This window comes from Rhodospirillum sp. A1_3_36 (assembly GCF_047263945.1).
In the GTDB taxonomy this organism is placed as follows: Bacteria; Pseudomonadota; Alphaproteobacteria; order Rhodospirillales; family Rhodospirillaceae; genus Rhodospirillum.
Window position 1 is genome coordinate 125,933 of record NZ_JBLAVB010000010.1, and the last position, 13,854, is coordinate 139,786.

Annotated in this window: 18 protein-coding genes and 1 tRNA gene; 4 read left to right on the top strand and 15 right to left on the bottom strand. The window is 58.7% G+C overall.

Annotated elements, in window-relative coordinates; all coding sequences use genetic code 11:
- Nucleotides 1–209 precede the first annotated feature (209 nt).
- Entirely contained in the window at nt 210–2,036 is a 1,827-nt protein-coding gene (glmS, locus tag ACLIRY_RS18945) for a glutamine--fructose-6-phosphate transaminase (isomerizing) (RefSeq protein WP_413206982.1), read from the bottom strand.
- Between the two features lie 16 nt (nt 2,037–2,052).
- Entirely contained in the window at nt 2,053–3,402 is a 1,350-nt protein-coding gene (glmU, locus tag ACLIRY_RS18950; protein ID WP_413206983.1) for a bifunctional UDP-N-acetylglucosamine diphosphorylase/glucosamine-1-phosphate N-acetyltransferase GlmU, read from the bottom strand.
- Between the two features lie 225 nt (nt 3,403–3,627).
- On the opposite strand from glmU, the gene ACLIRY_RS18955 reads away from it, so the two are divergent.
- Together ACLIRY_RS18955 and ACLIRY_RS18960 are read left to right on the top strand one after the other, a co-directional pair.
- On the top strand, nt 3,628–4,371 hold the full coding sequence (locus tag ACLIRY_RS18955; RefSeq protein ID WP_413206984.1) for an HAD-IA family hydrolase: 744 nt from the start codon (nt 3,628–3,630) through the stop codon (nt 4,369–4,371).
- A gap of 60 nt (nt 4,372–4,431) precedes the next feature.
- Nucleotides 4,432–4,506: transfer RNA gene (locus tag ACLIRY_RS18960), tRNA-Val, on the top strand.
- Between the two features lie 167 nt (nt 4,507–4,673).
- On the opposite strand, the gene ACLIRY_RS18965 is transcribed toward ACLIRY_RS18960, so the two are convergent.
- The 4 genes from ACLIRY_RS18965 to ACLIRY_RS18980 all read right to left on the bottom strand — a co-directional run bounded on the left by ACLIRY_RS18965 (nt 4,674) and on the right by ACLIRY_RS18980 (nt 5,897).
- A complete protein-coding gene (locus ACLIRY_RS18965) occupies nt 4,674–4,871 on the bottom strand; it encodes a helix-turn-helix transcriptional regulator (RefSeq protein WP_413206985.1) in 198 nt (65 codons plus the stop codon).
- Nucleotides 4,872–4,951: 80 nt separating this feature from the next.
- Nucleotides 4,952–5,128 carry a helix-turn-helix transcriptional regulator gene (locus ACLIRY_RS18970; RefSeq protein WP_413206986.1) on the bottom strand — a complete coding sequence of 59 codons (177 nt, stop codon included), beginning with the start codon at nt 5,126–5,128 and terminating at the stop codon, nt 4,952–4,954.
- A 152-nt stretch (nt 5,129–5,280) separates the two neighbouring features.
- The gene (locus tag ACLIRY_RS18975) at nt 5,281–5,592 is read right to left on the bottom strand and encodes a hypothetical protein (RefSeq protein WP_413206987.1); all 312 of its coding nucleotides are present in this window, start codon (nt 5,590–5,592) and stop codon (nt 5,281–5,283) included.
- On the bottom strand, nt 5,589–5,897 hold the full coding sequence (locus ACLIRY_RS18980) for a hypothetical protein (RefSeq protein ID WP_413206988.1): 309 nt from the start codon (nt 5,895–5,897) through the stop codon (nt 5,589–5,591). Before ACLIRY_RS18980 ends, ACLIRY_RS18975 begins: the two co-directional genes overlap by 4 nt.
- 576 nt (nt 5,898–6,473) lie before the next feature.
- Here ACLIRY_RS18980 and ACLIRY_RS18985 point away from each other — a divergent pair.
- Both ACLIRY_RS18985 and ACLIRY_RS18990 read left to right on the top strand, forming a co-directional pair.
- Entirely contained in the window at nt 6,474–6,821 is a 348-nt protein-coding gene (locus tag ACLIRY_RS18985) for a type II toxin-antitoxin system RelE/ParE family toxin (RefSeq protein ID WP_413206989.1), read from the top strand.
- 2 nt (nt 6,822–6,823) lie between these two features.
- Nucleotides 6,824–7,117 carry a helix-turn-helix domain-containing protein gene (locus tag ACLIRY_RS18990; RefSeq protein ID WP_413206990.1) on the top strand — a complete coding sequence of 98 codons (294 nt, stop codon included), beginning with the start codon at nt 6,824–6,826 and terminating at the stop codon, nt 7,115–7,117.
- A 1,223-nt stretch (nt 7,118–8,340) separates the two neighbouring features.
- Here the strand turns inward: ACLIRY_RS18990 and ACLIRY_RS18995 are convergent.
- The 9 genes from ACLIRY_RS18995 to ACLIRY_RS19035 form a co-directional block, all read right to left on the bottom strand.
- Nucleotides 8,341–8,730: a hypothetical protein gene (locus tag ACLIRY_RS18995; protein WP_413206991.1), complete on the bottom strand. Its 390-nt coding sequence runs from the start codon at nt 8,728–8,730 to the stop codon at nt 8,341–8,343.
- Between the two features lie 166 nt (nt 8,731–8,896).
- Nucleotides 8,897–9,388: an HK97 gp10 family phage protein gene (locus ACLIRY_RS19000; protein ID WP_413207030.1), complete on the bottom strand. Its 492-nt coding sequence runs from the start codon at nt 9,386–9,388 to the stop codon at nt 8,897–8,899.
- 44 nt (nt 9,389–9,432) lie between these two features.
- Nucleotides 9,433–9,735, bottom strand: coding sequence for a hypothetical protein (locus ACLIRY_RS19005; protein ID WP_413206992.1), 303 nt, complete (start codon nt 9,733–9,735; stop codon nt 9,433–9,435).
- A gap of 10 nt (nt 9,736–9,745) precedes the next feature.
- Nucleotides 9,746–10,093 carry a hypothetical protein gene (locus ACLIRY_RS19010; protein WP_413206993.1) on the bottom strand — a complete coding sequence of 116 codons (348 nt, stop codon included), beginning with the start codon at nt 10,091–10,093 and terminating at the stop codon, nt 9,746–9,748.
- Nucleotides 10,083–10,511: a hypothetical protein gene (locus ACLIRY_RS19015; RefSeq protein ID WP_413206994.1), complete on the bottom strand. Its 429-nt coding sequence runs from the start codon at nt 10,509–10,511 to the stop codon at nt 10,083–10,085. The genes ACLIRY_RS19010 and ACLIRY_RS19015 overlap by 11 nt, the downstream gene beginning before the upstream one ends.
- Nucleotides 10,512–10,774: 263 nt before the next feature.
- On the bottom strand, nt 10,775–12,145 hold the full coding sequence (locus ACLIRY_RS19020) for a tape measure protein (protein ID WP_413206995.1): 1,371 nt from the start codon (nt 12,143–12,145) through the stop codon (nt 10,775–10,777).
- A gap of 5 nt (nt 12,146–12,150) precedes the next feature.
- On the bottom strand, nt 12,151–12,726 hold the full coding sequence (locus tag ACLIRY_RS19025) for an ATP-dependent Clp protease proteolytic subunit (RefSeq protein WP_413206996.1): 576 nt from the start codon (nt 12,724–12,726) through the stop codon (nt 12,151–12,153).
- Nucleotides 12,723–13,061, bottom strand: coding sequence for a hypothetical protein (locus tag ACLIRY_RS19030; protein WP_413206997.1), 339 nt, complete (start codon nt 13,059–13,061; stop codon nt 12,723–12,725). Before ACLIRY_RS19030 ends, ACLIRY_RS19025 begins: the two co-directional genes overlap by 4 nt.
- 60 nt (nt 13,062–13,121) lie before the next feature.
- Nucleotides 13,122–13,745, bottom strand: a complete 624-nt coding sequence (locus ACLIRY_RS19035; protein WP_413206998.1) for a hypothetical protein — start codon at nt 13,743–13,745, stop codon at nt 13,122–13,124.
- Between the last annotated feature and the right edge of the window lie 109 nt (nt 13,746–13,854).

Genomic DNA, 13,854 nt, shown 5'->3' on the forward strand with positions numbered 1-13,854 from the left:
GTTTCCACAAAGGAAGCAACTGCAGGGTTTTAAGTTATTCGCCAGTTTACGGGGACTGTCCGCATCCGGATAGATCTTCCGAGCCTTTGCGAGCATCCGTGCAAGATCATGGCGGCGACGCGCGCGACGCATCGCACTTCGGAGGGAGAAGGAGGTTCCCGATCATGGAACAGACGGTCCTGTTTTCACGCGTTAAAAGACGAAAAACCCTATTCCACGGTAACGCTTTTGGCCAGATTGCGGGGTTGATCCACATCCGTGCCCTTGAGGACCGCCGCATGATAGGCCAGCAACTGCACGGGAATGGCGTAGAGGATCGGTGCAACAAAGGGATCAACCACGGGCAAAACCACCCTATGGGCCGCTTGGGTCCCCAGGCGCCGTTGGCCCTCGCTGTCGGAGAAGAAGATCACCTTGCCGCCCCTGGCCACAGCTTCCTGCACGTTCGACGCCGTCTTGTCGAACAGCGCATCTGCGGGGGCGATAACAATCACCGGCACCGTCTCGTCGATCAGGGCGATGGGACCATGCTTCATCTCGCCCGCCGCGTAGCCTTCGGCGTGGATATAGCTGATCTCCTTGAGCTTCAGCGCGCCTTCCAGCGCGATCGGATAAGCTGTCCCCCGTCCCAGGTAGAGGACATCCCGGGCCAGAACCACGTCTTGGGCAATATCACGCAAGGCCGCATCATGTTTGAGCGCTTCGGCACAGCGGGCCGGGACTTCGGTCAACCCCTTGGACAGGCGGGCCTCGGTCTCATGGTCAATGGCGCCCCGGGCCTTGGCCAAAGCGATGCACAGACAGGCCAGGACGACGAGCTGGGTGGTGAAGGCTTTGGTGGAGGCCACGCCGATTTCCGGACCCGCCAATGTTGGCAGCACCGCATCCGATTCCCGGGCCATGGTGCTTTCGGGCGAGTTGACGATGGAGACACAACGCAGCCCCTCCGCCTTGCAATGGCGCAAGGCGGCCAGGGTATCGGCCGTCTCGCCGGACTGGCTGATGAACAGGGCCAGCCCCCCGGCCTCCAGCGGCGGGGCGCGGTAGCGGAATTCGCTGGCCACGTCGATGTCCACGGGCAGCCGGGCGACGCTTTCGATCCAATAGCGGGCCACCATGCCCGCGTAGTAGGAGGTGCCACAGGCGATGATCGTCACCCGGTTCACCGCAGCCAAATCAAAGGGCAGATCCGGCAGGGTGATGGTGCGCTCCGACGGATTGAACATTCCGTTCAGGGTGTCGCCAATCACCTGGGGCTGCTCATAGATCTCCTTGAGCATGAAATGACGATGTTCGCCCTTGCCGATCATGGCACCGGACACGGCGGAGCGATGAATCGGCCGCTCGACTTCCGCCCCGGACAGGTCACGGATCACCACGCCATCCCGATTCAAGACAGCCCAATCACCGTCCTCCAGGTAGGAGATACGCCGGGTCAGGGGGGCCAGCGTCAGGGCATCGGAGCCGAGGTACATTTCGCCCTCGCCATATCCGATGGCCAGCGGACTGCCCTTACGGGCGGCAAAGAGCAGATCGTCCCGCCCGGCGATCAGGATCCCCAGGGCGAAGGCCCCCTCCAACTCGCCCAGGGCTTTGGCGACCGCGGCCTCGGGCTCCAGACCATTTTCCAGGTACTCGGTGATCAGGTGGACCACCGCTTCCGTATCCGTATCCGTCTCGAAAACATGACCCTTGGCGAGCAACTGATCGCGGATCTCGATGAAGTTCTCAATGATACCATTGTGCACCACAGCGACCCGACCACTGGCATGGGGGTGGGCGTTGGTCTCGTTGGGAACGCCATGGGTGGCCCAGCGGGTATGACCGATGCCGATCACCCCTGTCAGGGGATCCTTCTCCAGACGGCTTTCCAGATTGACCAGCTTGCCCTCCGCCCGGCGCCGTTGGATGGCACCGCCATCGAGCAGAGTGGCCACGCCCGTGGAGTCATATCCCCGGTATTCCAGACGGCGCAGCCCATCCATCAAAAGAGGAATGACGTTCCGAACGCCGATGATTCCGATAATTCCACACATGGTATGATCTTTCCGCTTATCTCTTATCCAGGACGCGCGCCATGCGCCGGTGGAGTCTTGTTGCCCAGCCCTCGCGCTGGGTGAGATCTGCCCGGGTGAGGGCCAAAGCATCCGCAGGCACGTCCCGGGTGAGGGTCGACCCGGCGCCGACGAAGGCCCTGTCCCCCACCGTTATGGGCGCCACCAGGGCCGTATTGGACCCGACGAAGGCCCCTGCCCCGATATCCGTGTGATGCTTTTCAAATCCGTCGAAATTGCAGGTGATTGTCCCGGCGCCAATATTGGCCTTGGCCCCTACCCGGGCATCACCGATGAAAGCCAGATGGTTAACCTGGGCCCCGGCTTCCACCCTGGAATTCTTGACCTCAACGAAGGTCCCGACGCGGGCGCCCTCCTGAACATCGGTTCCGGGCCGCAACCGGGCATGGGGTCCCAGGGTCACACCGGACCCCAGGGTGGCCCCCTCCAAATGGCAAAAGCTTTTGATCGTCACCCCATCGGCGACGGTCACCCCCGGCCCAAACGTAACAAAAGGCTCGATCTGGACATCCCGCCCCAGCACCGTATCGGCAGAGAAAAAGACCGTCTCCGGCGCCACCAGAGTCGCCCCGTTCTCCATGGCCTTTCGCCGCAGGAGGTCCTGACAGACCCTCTCGGCCTGGGCCAGTTCCAGGCGAGAGTTCACGCCCAGCATCTCTTGTTCCGCGCCCTCGACCACAACACAGCTCCGTCCGTCGGAGCGGGCCAGACCGACAATATCGGTCAGGTAGTATTCCCCCTTGGCATTGTCATTGCCGACCCGCTCGAGCAGGGGGACCAGCATCTGGGCGTCAATGGCCATGACCCCGGAGTTACACAGGGTGATGGCCCGTTGCACCTCTGTTGCGTCCTTCTGTTCGACGATGGCCTCCAATCCATCCGCACTGGTGACCAGCCGCCCATAACCGGTGGGATCCGCAGGCCGGAAACCCAGAACCACTACCGCCGGGTTCCCGGCACCCTGCCGGGCCGCGACCATGCGGGCCAAGGTCTCTCTGGTAATCAGCGGGGTATCTCCGTAGACCACCAACACCGTGTCTGCATCGCTGCCGTCCAGGGCGTCGCGGGCCTGAAGAACCGCATGTCCGGTGCCCAGACGATCCTCCTGCACCGCCGTGGGATAGGGCGCGACAGCCTGGGCGACGGCGTCCATATCCGGTCCAATGACAACCACCAACCGCTCCAGACCACCGGCCAAGGTCTCCAAGGTCCCGGTCACATGGGCGACCATCGGACGCCCGGCCACGGGATGGAGAACTTTGGGCAGACGGGATTTCATGCGGGTGCCCATTCCGGCAGCGAGCACAACAGCGGCGGTCTTGGTCATCGGTACAGCGGTTCCTGTCAACTGGGTATCCGGAGCGACAGCGCACCGGAAGAAGGCCTCCGAACGGAACGAGGGCGCCAAGGGTTCTGGTTCCGGACCGTGACACATACGCCGCAACGCACAAAATCAAAATTTATTGCGGAGCGTTACAGACCAAAGTGGCCCGACACAAGCCGTCCGGATTTGCGTATTATTCGCACTCTTTCAGCCGAGCAAGGAAAACCGATGACAGGCTCCCCCCGCCATTCCGCCTCTCCTCCCCTCCTCAGGGCGCCCCTTCCTAAAGCAATCGTCTTCGACCTGGACGGCACGTTGGTGCACAGCCTGCCTGGTCTGACCCAGGCGATGAACGTCCTGTTTTCGGAAACGGGACTCCCCCTGCTTTCGGACGCGGAGATCCGAACCATGGTCGGCGATGGCGCCCCCATGCTTTTGGCCCGCGCCCACAAGGCCCGAGGCCTGTACTCCGGCGACCCGATGGATCCGCAACTGGCGCCCCATCTGGCCCGCTTTCTGGAGATCTACAACGCCGATCCCATCACGGGCGCGACTCCCTATCCCGGCGCCAAGGCCTTTCTGAACGCCTTGGCGGCAGGGGGGGTGGCCTTGGGGGTCTGCACCAACAAGCCGGAGGCTCCGGCGCGGGCCATGCTTGCGGGGCTTGGACTGGACGGCCCCCTGAGATCCATCGTCGGCGGCGACACCCTGCCCCACCGCAAACCCGACGCGGCGCCCCTGCTCCATTGCCTGACGGAGCTGGGCGCAACACCGGAAGAGGCCCTGATGGTGGGCGACGCAGGCCCGGACGTGGGCACGGCGCGAGCGGCGGGGACTGCGGTGGTCCTGTTGGCCCATGGCTATTGCCAGGTGCCCCTGGAGAGCCTGAACGCGGACGCGGTGCATGAGGACTTCGCAGCGCTGGCCGGGCGTTTTGGAATAGAATTGGAGGAGGCGTATAATCCCGCTTGACAGCCCCTCCAAGCTGGCCTAGAAAACCGCCCCTGCCCGGACGTTCCCGGGACGCACTCAGGGCGCGTAGCTCAGCGGGAGAGCACTGCCTTCACACGGCAGGGGTCACAGGTTCAATCCCTGTCGCGCCCACCAATAAAATCAAGGGCTTAGCTGGAAACGGCTAGGCCCTTTTGATTTGCGGGTAAGCACGGGGTAAGCAAGCTTCGGAACGAAAAACCCCGCCCCGGGAAATCCCAGGACGGGGCCATGTGCGTCATGCTGATAGCGGCGCGGGCTTTAAGTGGTGCAGCCCGTCCCTCTCATTGGTCGATAAGCCGCTGGATTTGAGAGAGCTTGAAGAATACGGCCCTTGTCCCCTTCCCGATCCTCACCTTGTCCAGGACTCCCTCGTCGGCCCATCTGTAAAGGGTTGTCTTCGAGATTGGGAGGAGATCGAGCACGTCATCGGCGCGCAGAAGCCGTTCGGTGCCTTCTGCGGTATCAATCGCGATCTTCATTTTCATCAGTCCTTTAGGGTTTGGGCGGCCCGATGTCGTTCGTGTTGGTGCAACCTATCCTGAATCTCAGGCCGCGTTGATCACTGCTCAACCATGGCTTTAATTTCTGAGGCCCGGAACCGGATTGTTCGTCCGAAGCGCACGGGCTTGAGAAACCCCTTTTCGATGTACCGATAGATCGTGGTCTTAGACAGGCTGGTGATTTCCATCACCTCAGCAAGCCGCATGAGTCGGTCGTTGATGTTGATAGGTTCCATTTTACCCTCTTGTCAGTGCAGCTTGAGGAAATGATCAACCCAAGCCCCGTTCCTGTCCCAAGAATGCCCGAGGCGGGATCGGGGTCGGTCTGAATCCCGACTGACCCCGATGATCCAAATTTGGATCACGTCCGCACCTCCGTGAAGAAGGTTCAGGCTACCGGGGATTCCCGGCGACCACTCAATAACCCGTCCCAGGCCCCCAGGATGGCCCCTAGCGGCTTATCTGTGACTCGCCCTTGGTCGGGTGCCTCGTAACGGCTACCACCGTCCAGACGGTCAATCGCGGCGGCTAAGTCGCGATCCAGTTTCCCGACCGTGTATGAAAGAAGCCTCATAGTCTCGCCCACGTCGCCCACAGCTAACTCGCCGTGGTTTTCACCCAACAGACGCATGGTATCCCTCAAGCTGCACATGAGGTACCAGACGGCATTCAATTCTTCGATTACTTCCGTCTGGGTCATTGGTTAGGCCTTTCCGTCCTGGGGGAGATCACCGATAACCGTTCCAGGTTCCTGCCTACATCGTTGGCCAAATGGCGCATTGCTCCCGCCAGGAACAAGAAGGCGTCTTGCGTCGTCTCGTTCAGGGCTTCGGTGGAAACGCTTCCCCATGGGCTCCCATCGTGGCGGGCAAGCAACAGGAACAATGCCTCAGCGCCGCCTATCTGGGTGCCCACGTCGTCAAGCTGACTAATGATACTGGGAAGGTCGGACAGGTCAGGCTCCGTGTTGACGGACTCCCGGCGTTCGGTTGGTTTGATGGTCATTTTGATTTGCTCTTGCTATCGGCTTCTCACAGCCTCGCCAGGACACGGCCCTAGCTGCCGGGGGGTGAGAACCTGAGCAAGATACAGGTCGGTGTGCTTTTAAGCATTAGCTCTGGACATGGCGCGCCGCCCCCGGCAATATAGGTGCCGAGTTAGGGCGCTCGCCAAAGCGCACCATCGTGAACCAACCGAGCAAGGCGGTTCACGCTATTTCAGACCTTTCCGGCGCCAACCGGGAGGGTCCTATCCTGCTTCCGGGCTCTCACACCCAACAGACATACAAGCACCTCAATACCCCATCGGTCAATAGCCGATGGGGGTGCATGTGTTTGCGGTCCCCAGAATCGGGGAGCGCAACTAACCCAAGGAAATTGGGTTGGTGCAGATCCTCACCCACCCCACAGGCCATATCTAGATTTGATGCGTCGGCACGCGTGGAAAGGCTTCGCGAAGGGTTCGGAAAGGGTTTCGATACCCTTGGGCTGCTGTTATAGACATGACGGGCCTGGGGTCCGGTTGAGGAAACTGTCCGATACGCATCCTTGCATACAGTAACCCAGAGGGTTATATTCAGACATGACCAGCGGCCCGCTCGTGACCATTGTCGAAACCCGAGCCTTCATCGCCAGGGCTTCGGCTATAATGGCGGATGAGGACCGGGAAGCCCTTAAGTCCATGCTCGCGACAGACCCGGAGTGTGGGGCAGTCATGCGGGGTACCGGCGGCGTCCGCAAAGTCCGGGTGGCGCTTGCCGGTCGGGGAAAGAGTGGTGGCGCACGAGTGGTCTACTACTACCGAAATGGGACTATGCCCCTCTTCCTGTTGGCGATCTTCGCCAAGAACGAGAAAGACAATCTGTCCCAGGCGGAGCGGAACGACTTGGCGGCCCTGGTCCAGGTGTTGGTGAACACATACGGGAACTGATCATGAGCGAGGCATTTAACGCGATCCGCGAAGGACTGGAAGACGCCATTGCCTACGGGCGAGGCGACACCTCTCACGGCCAGGAAAGTCATGCCCAGGCGGACCGCGCCAATGTGGCTGCGATTCGTGCCCGCCTGGGCATGAGCCAGCCCGCATTCGCCGGAGCCATGGCCGTTTCCCTGTCCACCCTCCGAAAATGGGAACAAGGCCAGCGGGTGCCAAGCGGCGCCGCCCGTGTTCTCTTGCGAATTATGGAAAAGGAACCTGATGCCGTCCGGCGGGTGCTGGAGGGGTAGCCTCCCTTGTCCCGTTCGCTGTCCCGGAGTTGGCACCAATGTACTGATTTTCCGTTTCATTCCAGCCGGTTGTGCATATTTCACTTGTCCCACTCGTTGTCCCGCCTTCTGTCTCAGGGGCGGGACGGACTTGAAGGGCTCTACCCATTCAGATCTAGAACGGTCGCATACCTTTGCGAAGGCTTCCGAAAGGGTTCTCGAAGGGTTCCAATACCCTTCTCACCAGAATGAACGGGAAGGTGTCACGATCTCGGTGACACCTTGGTCATGATGATCGTGACGCAGAAGCCTTGTTGGTATCCCAAAGCGGAGGCGACTTTTTCGGAATCCACTGAAAAAGGTTTCCCCCGGAAAGCGGGCCGTCTCCCCTAGCCACGATATGCCCGCTAAGGCCCATAGGATGGCCCAGGAGCGGCCTTCTCCTTTGATGCGCTAGGCTCCGGTTAGGCTTTTGCGGAGATGGCTATCAGGCGGCCAAAAAAATGGCAGTAGAACGCATTGCCGGTTTTCCGGGCAATGAAGGGAAAAGGCTTGGCGGCGGAGACGCCCCCGAAGGGGTATTATTCTTAACTTCTTTAACTTCTTTATACTTTGTCCCGCTGCTGTCCCGCTGTACTAGTCAGTCTTCCTGATTTTCTGTTTCGTAGCAGTCGCTTGCGTCTTTCGTTTGTGTCCCGGATTGATCACACCGGGACAACACCGGGACAACACCGGGACAACGCCGGGACGCATTTTCCGAGGTTTGTGGGGCAAAGTTCTAAGGTCCCTTCGGATTTGAAGGGACCCCCGGCCATGACGCCCGCCTGGATGACAATGAAAAGGGTGTCTGTACTGTGGACACCCTTGGCAGCACTCAACAAGCCACCATCATCAACGAGTCCTGTCCCTCCAAATTCGGGGGGACCTTGCGAGTATCCCAAAACCTCTCACAACAGACCGGCTTATAGTCGGTTAGTTCGGCAACGGAACATTAACCCTTGGAATTCCAGGGGTAAACCGACGCGAATTTGCGTTGGTGGTCCTAGTCATTCCCCAAGACTGCGGCGCGGGCAGTGGCCCGTTGAATCGTGCGCTTGGTGACGCCAGTCTTGTCGGCGGTGTCCGAGGCAAAGGCAGTATTCCCGCGCCCACCTAAACTGGCGCAACTTGCGCCAGTTTCCCGCGCCTCCCAAAGTTCTTTTCGCCGGGCAAGGTGAGACGCCACCTGCGGCGGAATAAGCGGATTACATTTCACATTGAGCGGAAGGGCGGTCCCCAACAACTAAGTAAACTCTGACCGTCCACCCTCTATGCAGACGGCCACGGCCCGCGAGACAAATACCATCTGCAACCGCTCTGGCTTCCGCCGGGGAAGTGTACCCCGTGTGAACATCCATCACATGCCGAAAGACACCAATGTCGTATTCTGTCGCGTGCCCCATACGGACCAGATTGTTGCCAAACGCATGTAGAATATCAATTTCTTGAACAGATTCGGTACTCTGTTTTTCGCTGGAACTGCCAGAGAGACGCTTTCTTTGGGGTGTCGCATTAATCAGAACGGCGACCATGCAAATTACCCCAACGATAGACAAGAAAAAGAGAAATCGATCTTTCGCTGTTTTGGTTTTCATCGTTCTTCCCATCCCTTGTCTTGGTTTTTACTAAACACCTCATGTGGTGCGGTGAATTGCGCCGCTTTGCTCAAACTTTTTTTGGGGCGATTATGGAAAGGCGGCTACCCCACCGGTCTTGTCGCGGATGGCCCGGAGGAATTCACCCCCCTAGGGGAAGCGGCGTTCAGCGGCGTCTTACAACCTTGTCGAGGGCGTTGCGCACTGCGGCGTTAATGCGCTGCTTGGCCCATTCTCTGTTCCCATCCCAGGCCCGCTCAATGAAGCGCAAGGCGGGTAGCGGGGGGATCGTGATGGGATGCTCTAACGTCTGACCGTTCCACTCGGTGATGGTGCCGCCTCGGGTTCCACGTTCGAGCCAATACGCCTTAAAAAACTGCATAAGATCTTTTCTGGCGGAGGGGGAAATCTTTTTCTTCCCGGTGTCCGTCCGGGTAGCAAAAGGGCTGCCCGTGCGGCGGGATTGAATCATTGCCCCCCGTGCGCCCGGCCCTACATAAACCGCAAGCTTGTCGGAAGAGAACTTCGCGGCGACCGACCGTTTCAAATCGCCCTCATCCTCTGGCGCATTGGCAATGATGTCCAGGCGCACGGCCTCGGCGCTGTCGGCGATGGCCTCTTTTACTTCGTCCCTGATCTCGTTCGGCAAGCGTCGCATGAGACGGCGGATCCGTGAGACGCCAGACAGGCCGGATGCACGGCTCACCCTTTGAGGCTTTCAACGGATTTCAGGATCTCGGCGATTGCCTCTTTTTTAGCTTCCAAATCCGATTTGAGTTGTCGCCCCCGCGCGGCTTGCACCGCCAGGTCTTTAAGTTCTCGGTCAATGGTGCGCAATCCACCGTCCATCTCTCGCATCGCGCTTTCAACAATACCCAAGGTCGTGCGGATGTGGCGCCGTCGCTCCTGTCGGTTGGGGGCCGATTGGATCTTATCCGTGATCCCGATCAAGTTGTCTTGAAGTTTGCTGAAAGTCTCGTTCAGCTTAGTAAACGTGTCACTCATCGATAAGTCCTTAGCTTGTGAAAATATCATCCATCTCTTTGGCAATGTCGTCATGAACCCCTGGGAGATACCCTGTCCTCTGAACTTCTTCTATTTTTCGGCAAGCGTTCAAGGTGCGCTTGTATTGCGCCCTTAGATTGGAAACCGTGGCTTTTTCTTTAGCATTGATCTCGGAAAGGCGGCGGCGGGCTTTTAGCCCCCGTACCCCCCGCAAGGCGATTCGCTCATTGGCACATGCATCCCGGAAAGCCTTTGTCATGATCCGCAAGCATTGCTTGGCATCGGCGCGGGCTTTGGCTACATCCACATCCTCCGCTTTCCGAAGGAGGTCCCACTGGTCTTCAAACTCACCAGTCATGAACCATTTCCTTCGCCGGTGTCGGGAAGGGGTCGAGCGGCGGGGGGGCTTCATGGTAGACCCCCATGTCTTCTTGAGCCCGGCGAATGGCAAGGAGGCTATCGACTTTGCCAGGGTAATCCGCAAGCCATCCGACCGTGACCCCATCGGCGGTCAGTCTGGCGGCTTCCATCGATCCGCCAATGCAGATTGATCCCCAAGTTTTTCGCACCTCGCGTTGTTGGACGAGGCAGACCTTTTCCCATTGATCCGGTCGAAGGGCGGTCGGAAAGTTATGTTTCCCAATGGGCGGGGCCAGATGAACGCCATGGGCATAAATATGCTCCCCGACGTCTTCGCCTCGCGTGCGGATCAGGCGAACGCTTGGGCCTTCGTCGTCCCATTCGGCGAGTGTTACCCCCGTATCCTGCCCGGCCATGGGCGAGCGTACAATTTCACCAACCGCCCGCTCTAAGTATTTTCTTATGCGCGTGTAAATTTCCTCTTTTGACAATGCGGATAGAAACAAGTCTTCACAGACATCCCCAACAGAGACAATCCCCCGTGTTGCAATCACCATGCGTAGATCGTCTCTTACCGCAAACTTGCGTGTTACCGCCGTTGGGTTTCCCTTTACGGTGTATTGCAGGGTGTCCGTGACAAGGAAGACTTCATTTTTTGATAGATGAAAATTAACGATGCTCATCGGGTGATTACCTCCAATTCTTTGGAAACTTCTTGGCTCAACTCTGCGTTTTCGTCTCCTTCGATAAAGGGCTTTAATGCGCTGTCCAGTTCTTGAGTGCTGCCCGTGCTTTTAGTTAGAAGATCTTGAGCCGCTGCCATAGCGGTGGAAACCTCGGTCGCATCGGCTCCAGCGGCGGCGGCTTCGTTGATGACTCGCACTTGCTCGTTGTATGTTTGGATGGCCCTTTCCATTGGAGTGAGCAATCCTTGCTGGACGACTCCGAACGCTTCAAGGGCTTTGGTATGGGCTTCTGTCGTCGCCGTGGCGTGGGCCTGTAGGTCAGAATAGTTTGACCAATAGGCATCGAAGACGGGGAGTTCTTGGGCGCTATACTTCAGGTCGGCAAGCTGTTCCCTCAAGTTTCGAAGCGCATCAGGTCCCCGGACCCTCCCGCCTTGAAGCTTTTCTTCAATCGAGGCGATTTGGTCATCGATGGACCGGGGCATTCCCGTGATCGCGTCCAACGCTTTCGAGGCGGATTGAAGCTCATGGGCGATCCCCTTGGACAGGCCAAGACCGTCATCCAGTTTGACTAGAAGGCGATCCCACGAGTTTGAGAGCGCCCCGGAAGCTGCGGCTATGGTCGTAGGCATGGCGGAAAACAAGCGGTCGGCTTCGTTTGAAACCTTAAGGAGCGCCTTGAAGATCCTGTCGGCGGACAGCTCCCCTTCGCTGCCCATTTTCCTAAGTTGGCCAATCGAAACTCCAAGCTCTGCCGCGAGCAATTCGGCCAGCTTTGGCATGTTCTCAAGAATAGATTTTAGTTCGTCGCCTTGTAGCCGTCCGGACGCAAGCGCTTGGCCCAACTGCATCGCGCCTGCGCTCAGTTCCTGCCCCGACGCTCCAGAAACGGCGCCAAGTTTCTGGACGGTTTCGACGAGGCGAATTACTTCGTTGTTCGTCGCGCCAATCTGTTTCGCTGCAATTGAGAACCGGACAAAAGACCCGGCTGTATCTTTCATTGCCACGCCAGTTTTTGAAGACACGGCTGCCAATTGGTCGAATACGGCCTTCGCGCTATTCAAGCTTCCCGTCGAAGCCGCAATCTTTCCAACTGCCTTGTTATATTCGTCTCCAGCTTTGGCAATCTTGGAAATGGCGGCACCCGCAGCCACCGCCGACGCTGTGATGACAAGACCATGCTTGCTAAGGACCCGTTCAACCCCAGCGGCGGCGCGCCCCCACGCGGTGTCATAATCGCGCAGGCGTCGACGAGTGCGACGGTCGAAATCATCAAGACGATCATCAGCGCGGCCAAGTTCGGTGCGCAAGCGCGTTGTGTCGGCTTCAATGCGGAGGAGGATATCTTCAACGTTAGCGGCCATTTTTGTTAGTCCTCCTGGATTTCATCGACCAAACCCCAGACGAACGCTTGCCGCCCGTCGATTGTCAGATTGCCCCCCATGCGGTCGCGCCATGTAGCCACGGTTCCGCCGGTCGCCCTGGCCAGGGTCTCGGCCATTTCTTCGTCTGCCTCTTCGAGAATTCGCGCACGGGTTCGAAGGTCTGTTGCGGTCCAGCGTTCGGGGTGGGTCTTCGCGTCAAACGCGGCGTTGTGAATTGTAAAAAGTGACCGAGGGCGGGCCGTTCGATAGTCGCACGCGGACAGGATCATGAGCGCGGCGCTATGACAGGCGCCCAGAACCTCTACTCCGGCGCTTGAAGTCTTGCGGCGTATCGCTGTGGCGATTTCTTTAGCTTGACCGAGATCCCCGCCAAGGGAATCAATTCTAAGGGACAACGCGGGGAAACGGTGCGCAGTTAAAAGGCGGGTTACTTTATCCGCTTCGATGCCGCCGGGTCGTCCGATTTCGCCGCGCAAGGTCAGTTCCAGGGCGGGCAGGGCACCGGAATTGCGAAGGAGGGACAAGGCGCGATCAAAGCGCGGGCGGCGGGGATCGGTCATCCTTTGGCCCAGACCCATTTTCCGCGTGGGCGGAGCCAATTCAGCAAGAGGCTTCGTTGTAGGTCGTATAGCGCCGTGCGCTGACGAAGTACTTCTTCCGTCACCGGCGGCCCATCGACCCATTCGGGGGGAATTTCGGCCTGGGAAATTTCCGGATCGTCGGCGATCCCCGGATAGAGCGTCTCAATAAACGCAGCCTCAACGGCGGTAGTTTGGGCCAGTGCCCACCCATCCGGGCAAATGGATTTCGCCGTCTGGGGCTCAATGATAGGCAAATCCTCATTTGAACTCATTTTTTTATCCTCAATTTGTGTAATCGGGACCCCGTGGAGCATCGGGGTCCCGATGCACAGCCCGGCTTGTTATGTTCCCGCCGGTGCCGGGCTCTTCGCTCTTCACGCAAGCGCGTTCCGAATTGCTTTTGTTGCGATCTGGATTTCTCTGGCGGATTTCATCTGGCGGGGAGTCGCAAGCCCGCCGTTGCGCTCCGCATGCTCTTGCATTTCCTTGAGAATTTCGGCGGCACCTTCGATTTGCTCCAGGGCTTGGAGGATGATCCCCTCGGCACTTTCTGACACGGGGGCTATGCTTTCCCGGTAGATCGGAGAAAACTTTTTCCGCTCTGCGACCAAATGCGCACGGGCCGTGTGAATCATTCGGTCCACGGCTTCCAGCTCCGTCTCGCGTGCGGCGATTATCTCCGCCTTTTTCGGGGCGTTTGGGTCGAGATAAATGGCTTCTTGCAAACGTTCGACGGCTCCCGTCCGGGCCTCGCGATGCTCGCGGAGGGTGGCTTCCGCAGCCCGCAACGTCGAAGGTTTGGGCGCGGGCTTGGCCATTGCGCGGAGGCTGGAGAGGGCAGTGTCGAGAGGCGGGGACTCAGGGGGTGATTTCTTTTTAACAAACATCGGCGGGTCTCCTTCAAGGAGATAATCCAACGAAAATGTTTGCAGTCGCCACCCCAAGAGTTGCAAGCCTAACTTTTTATTATTTCTGCTAACTGTCGTTTCTTCGGCCAAGAGTTTCCCCGCTTTGTCGTGGGGGCCCATCCCTGAATACTTGAAACTCTCTCGGAAAATTCAGAAAATTCTTCATCCGTTAATTCTGGGGCGGCATCGCATCTGGCTA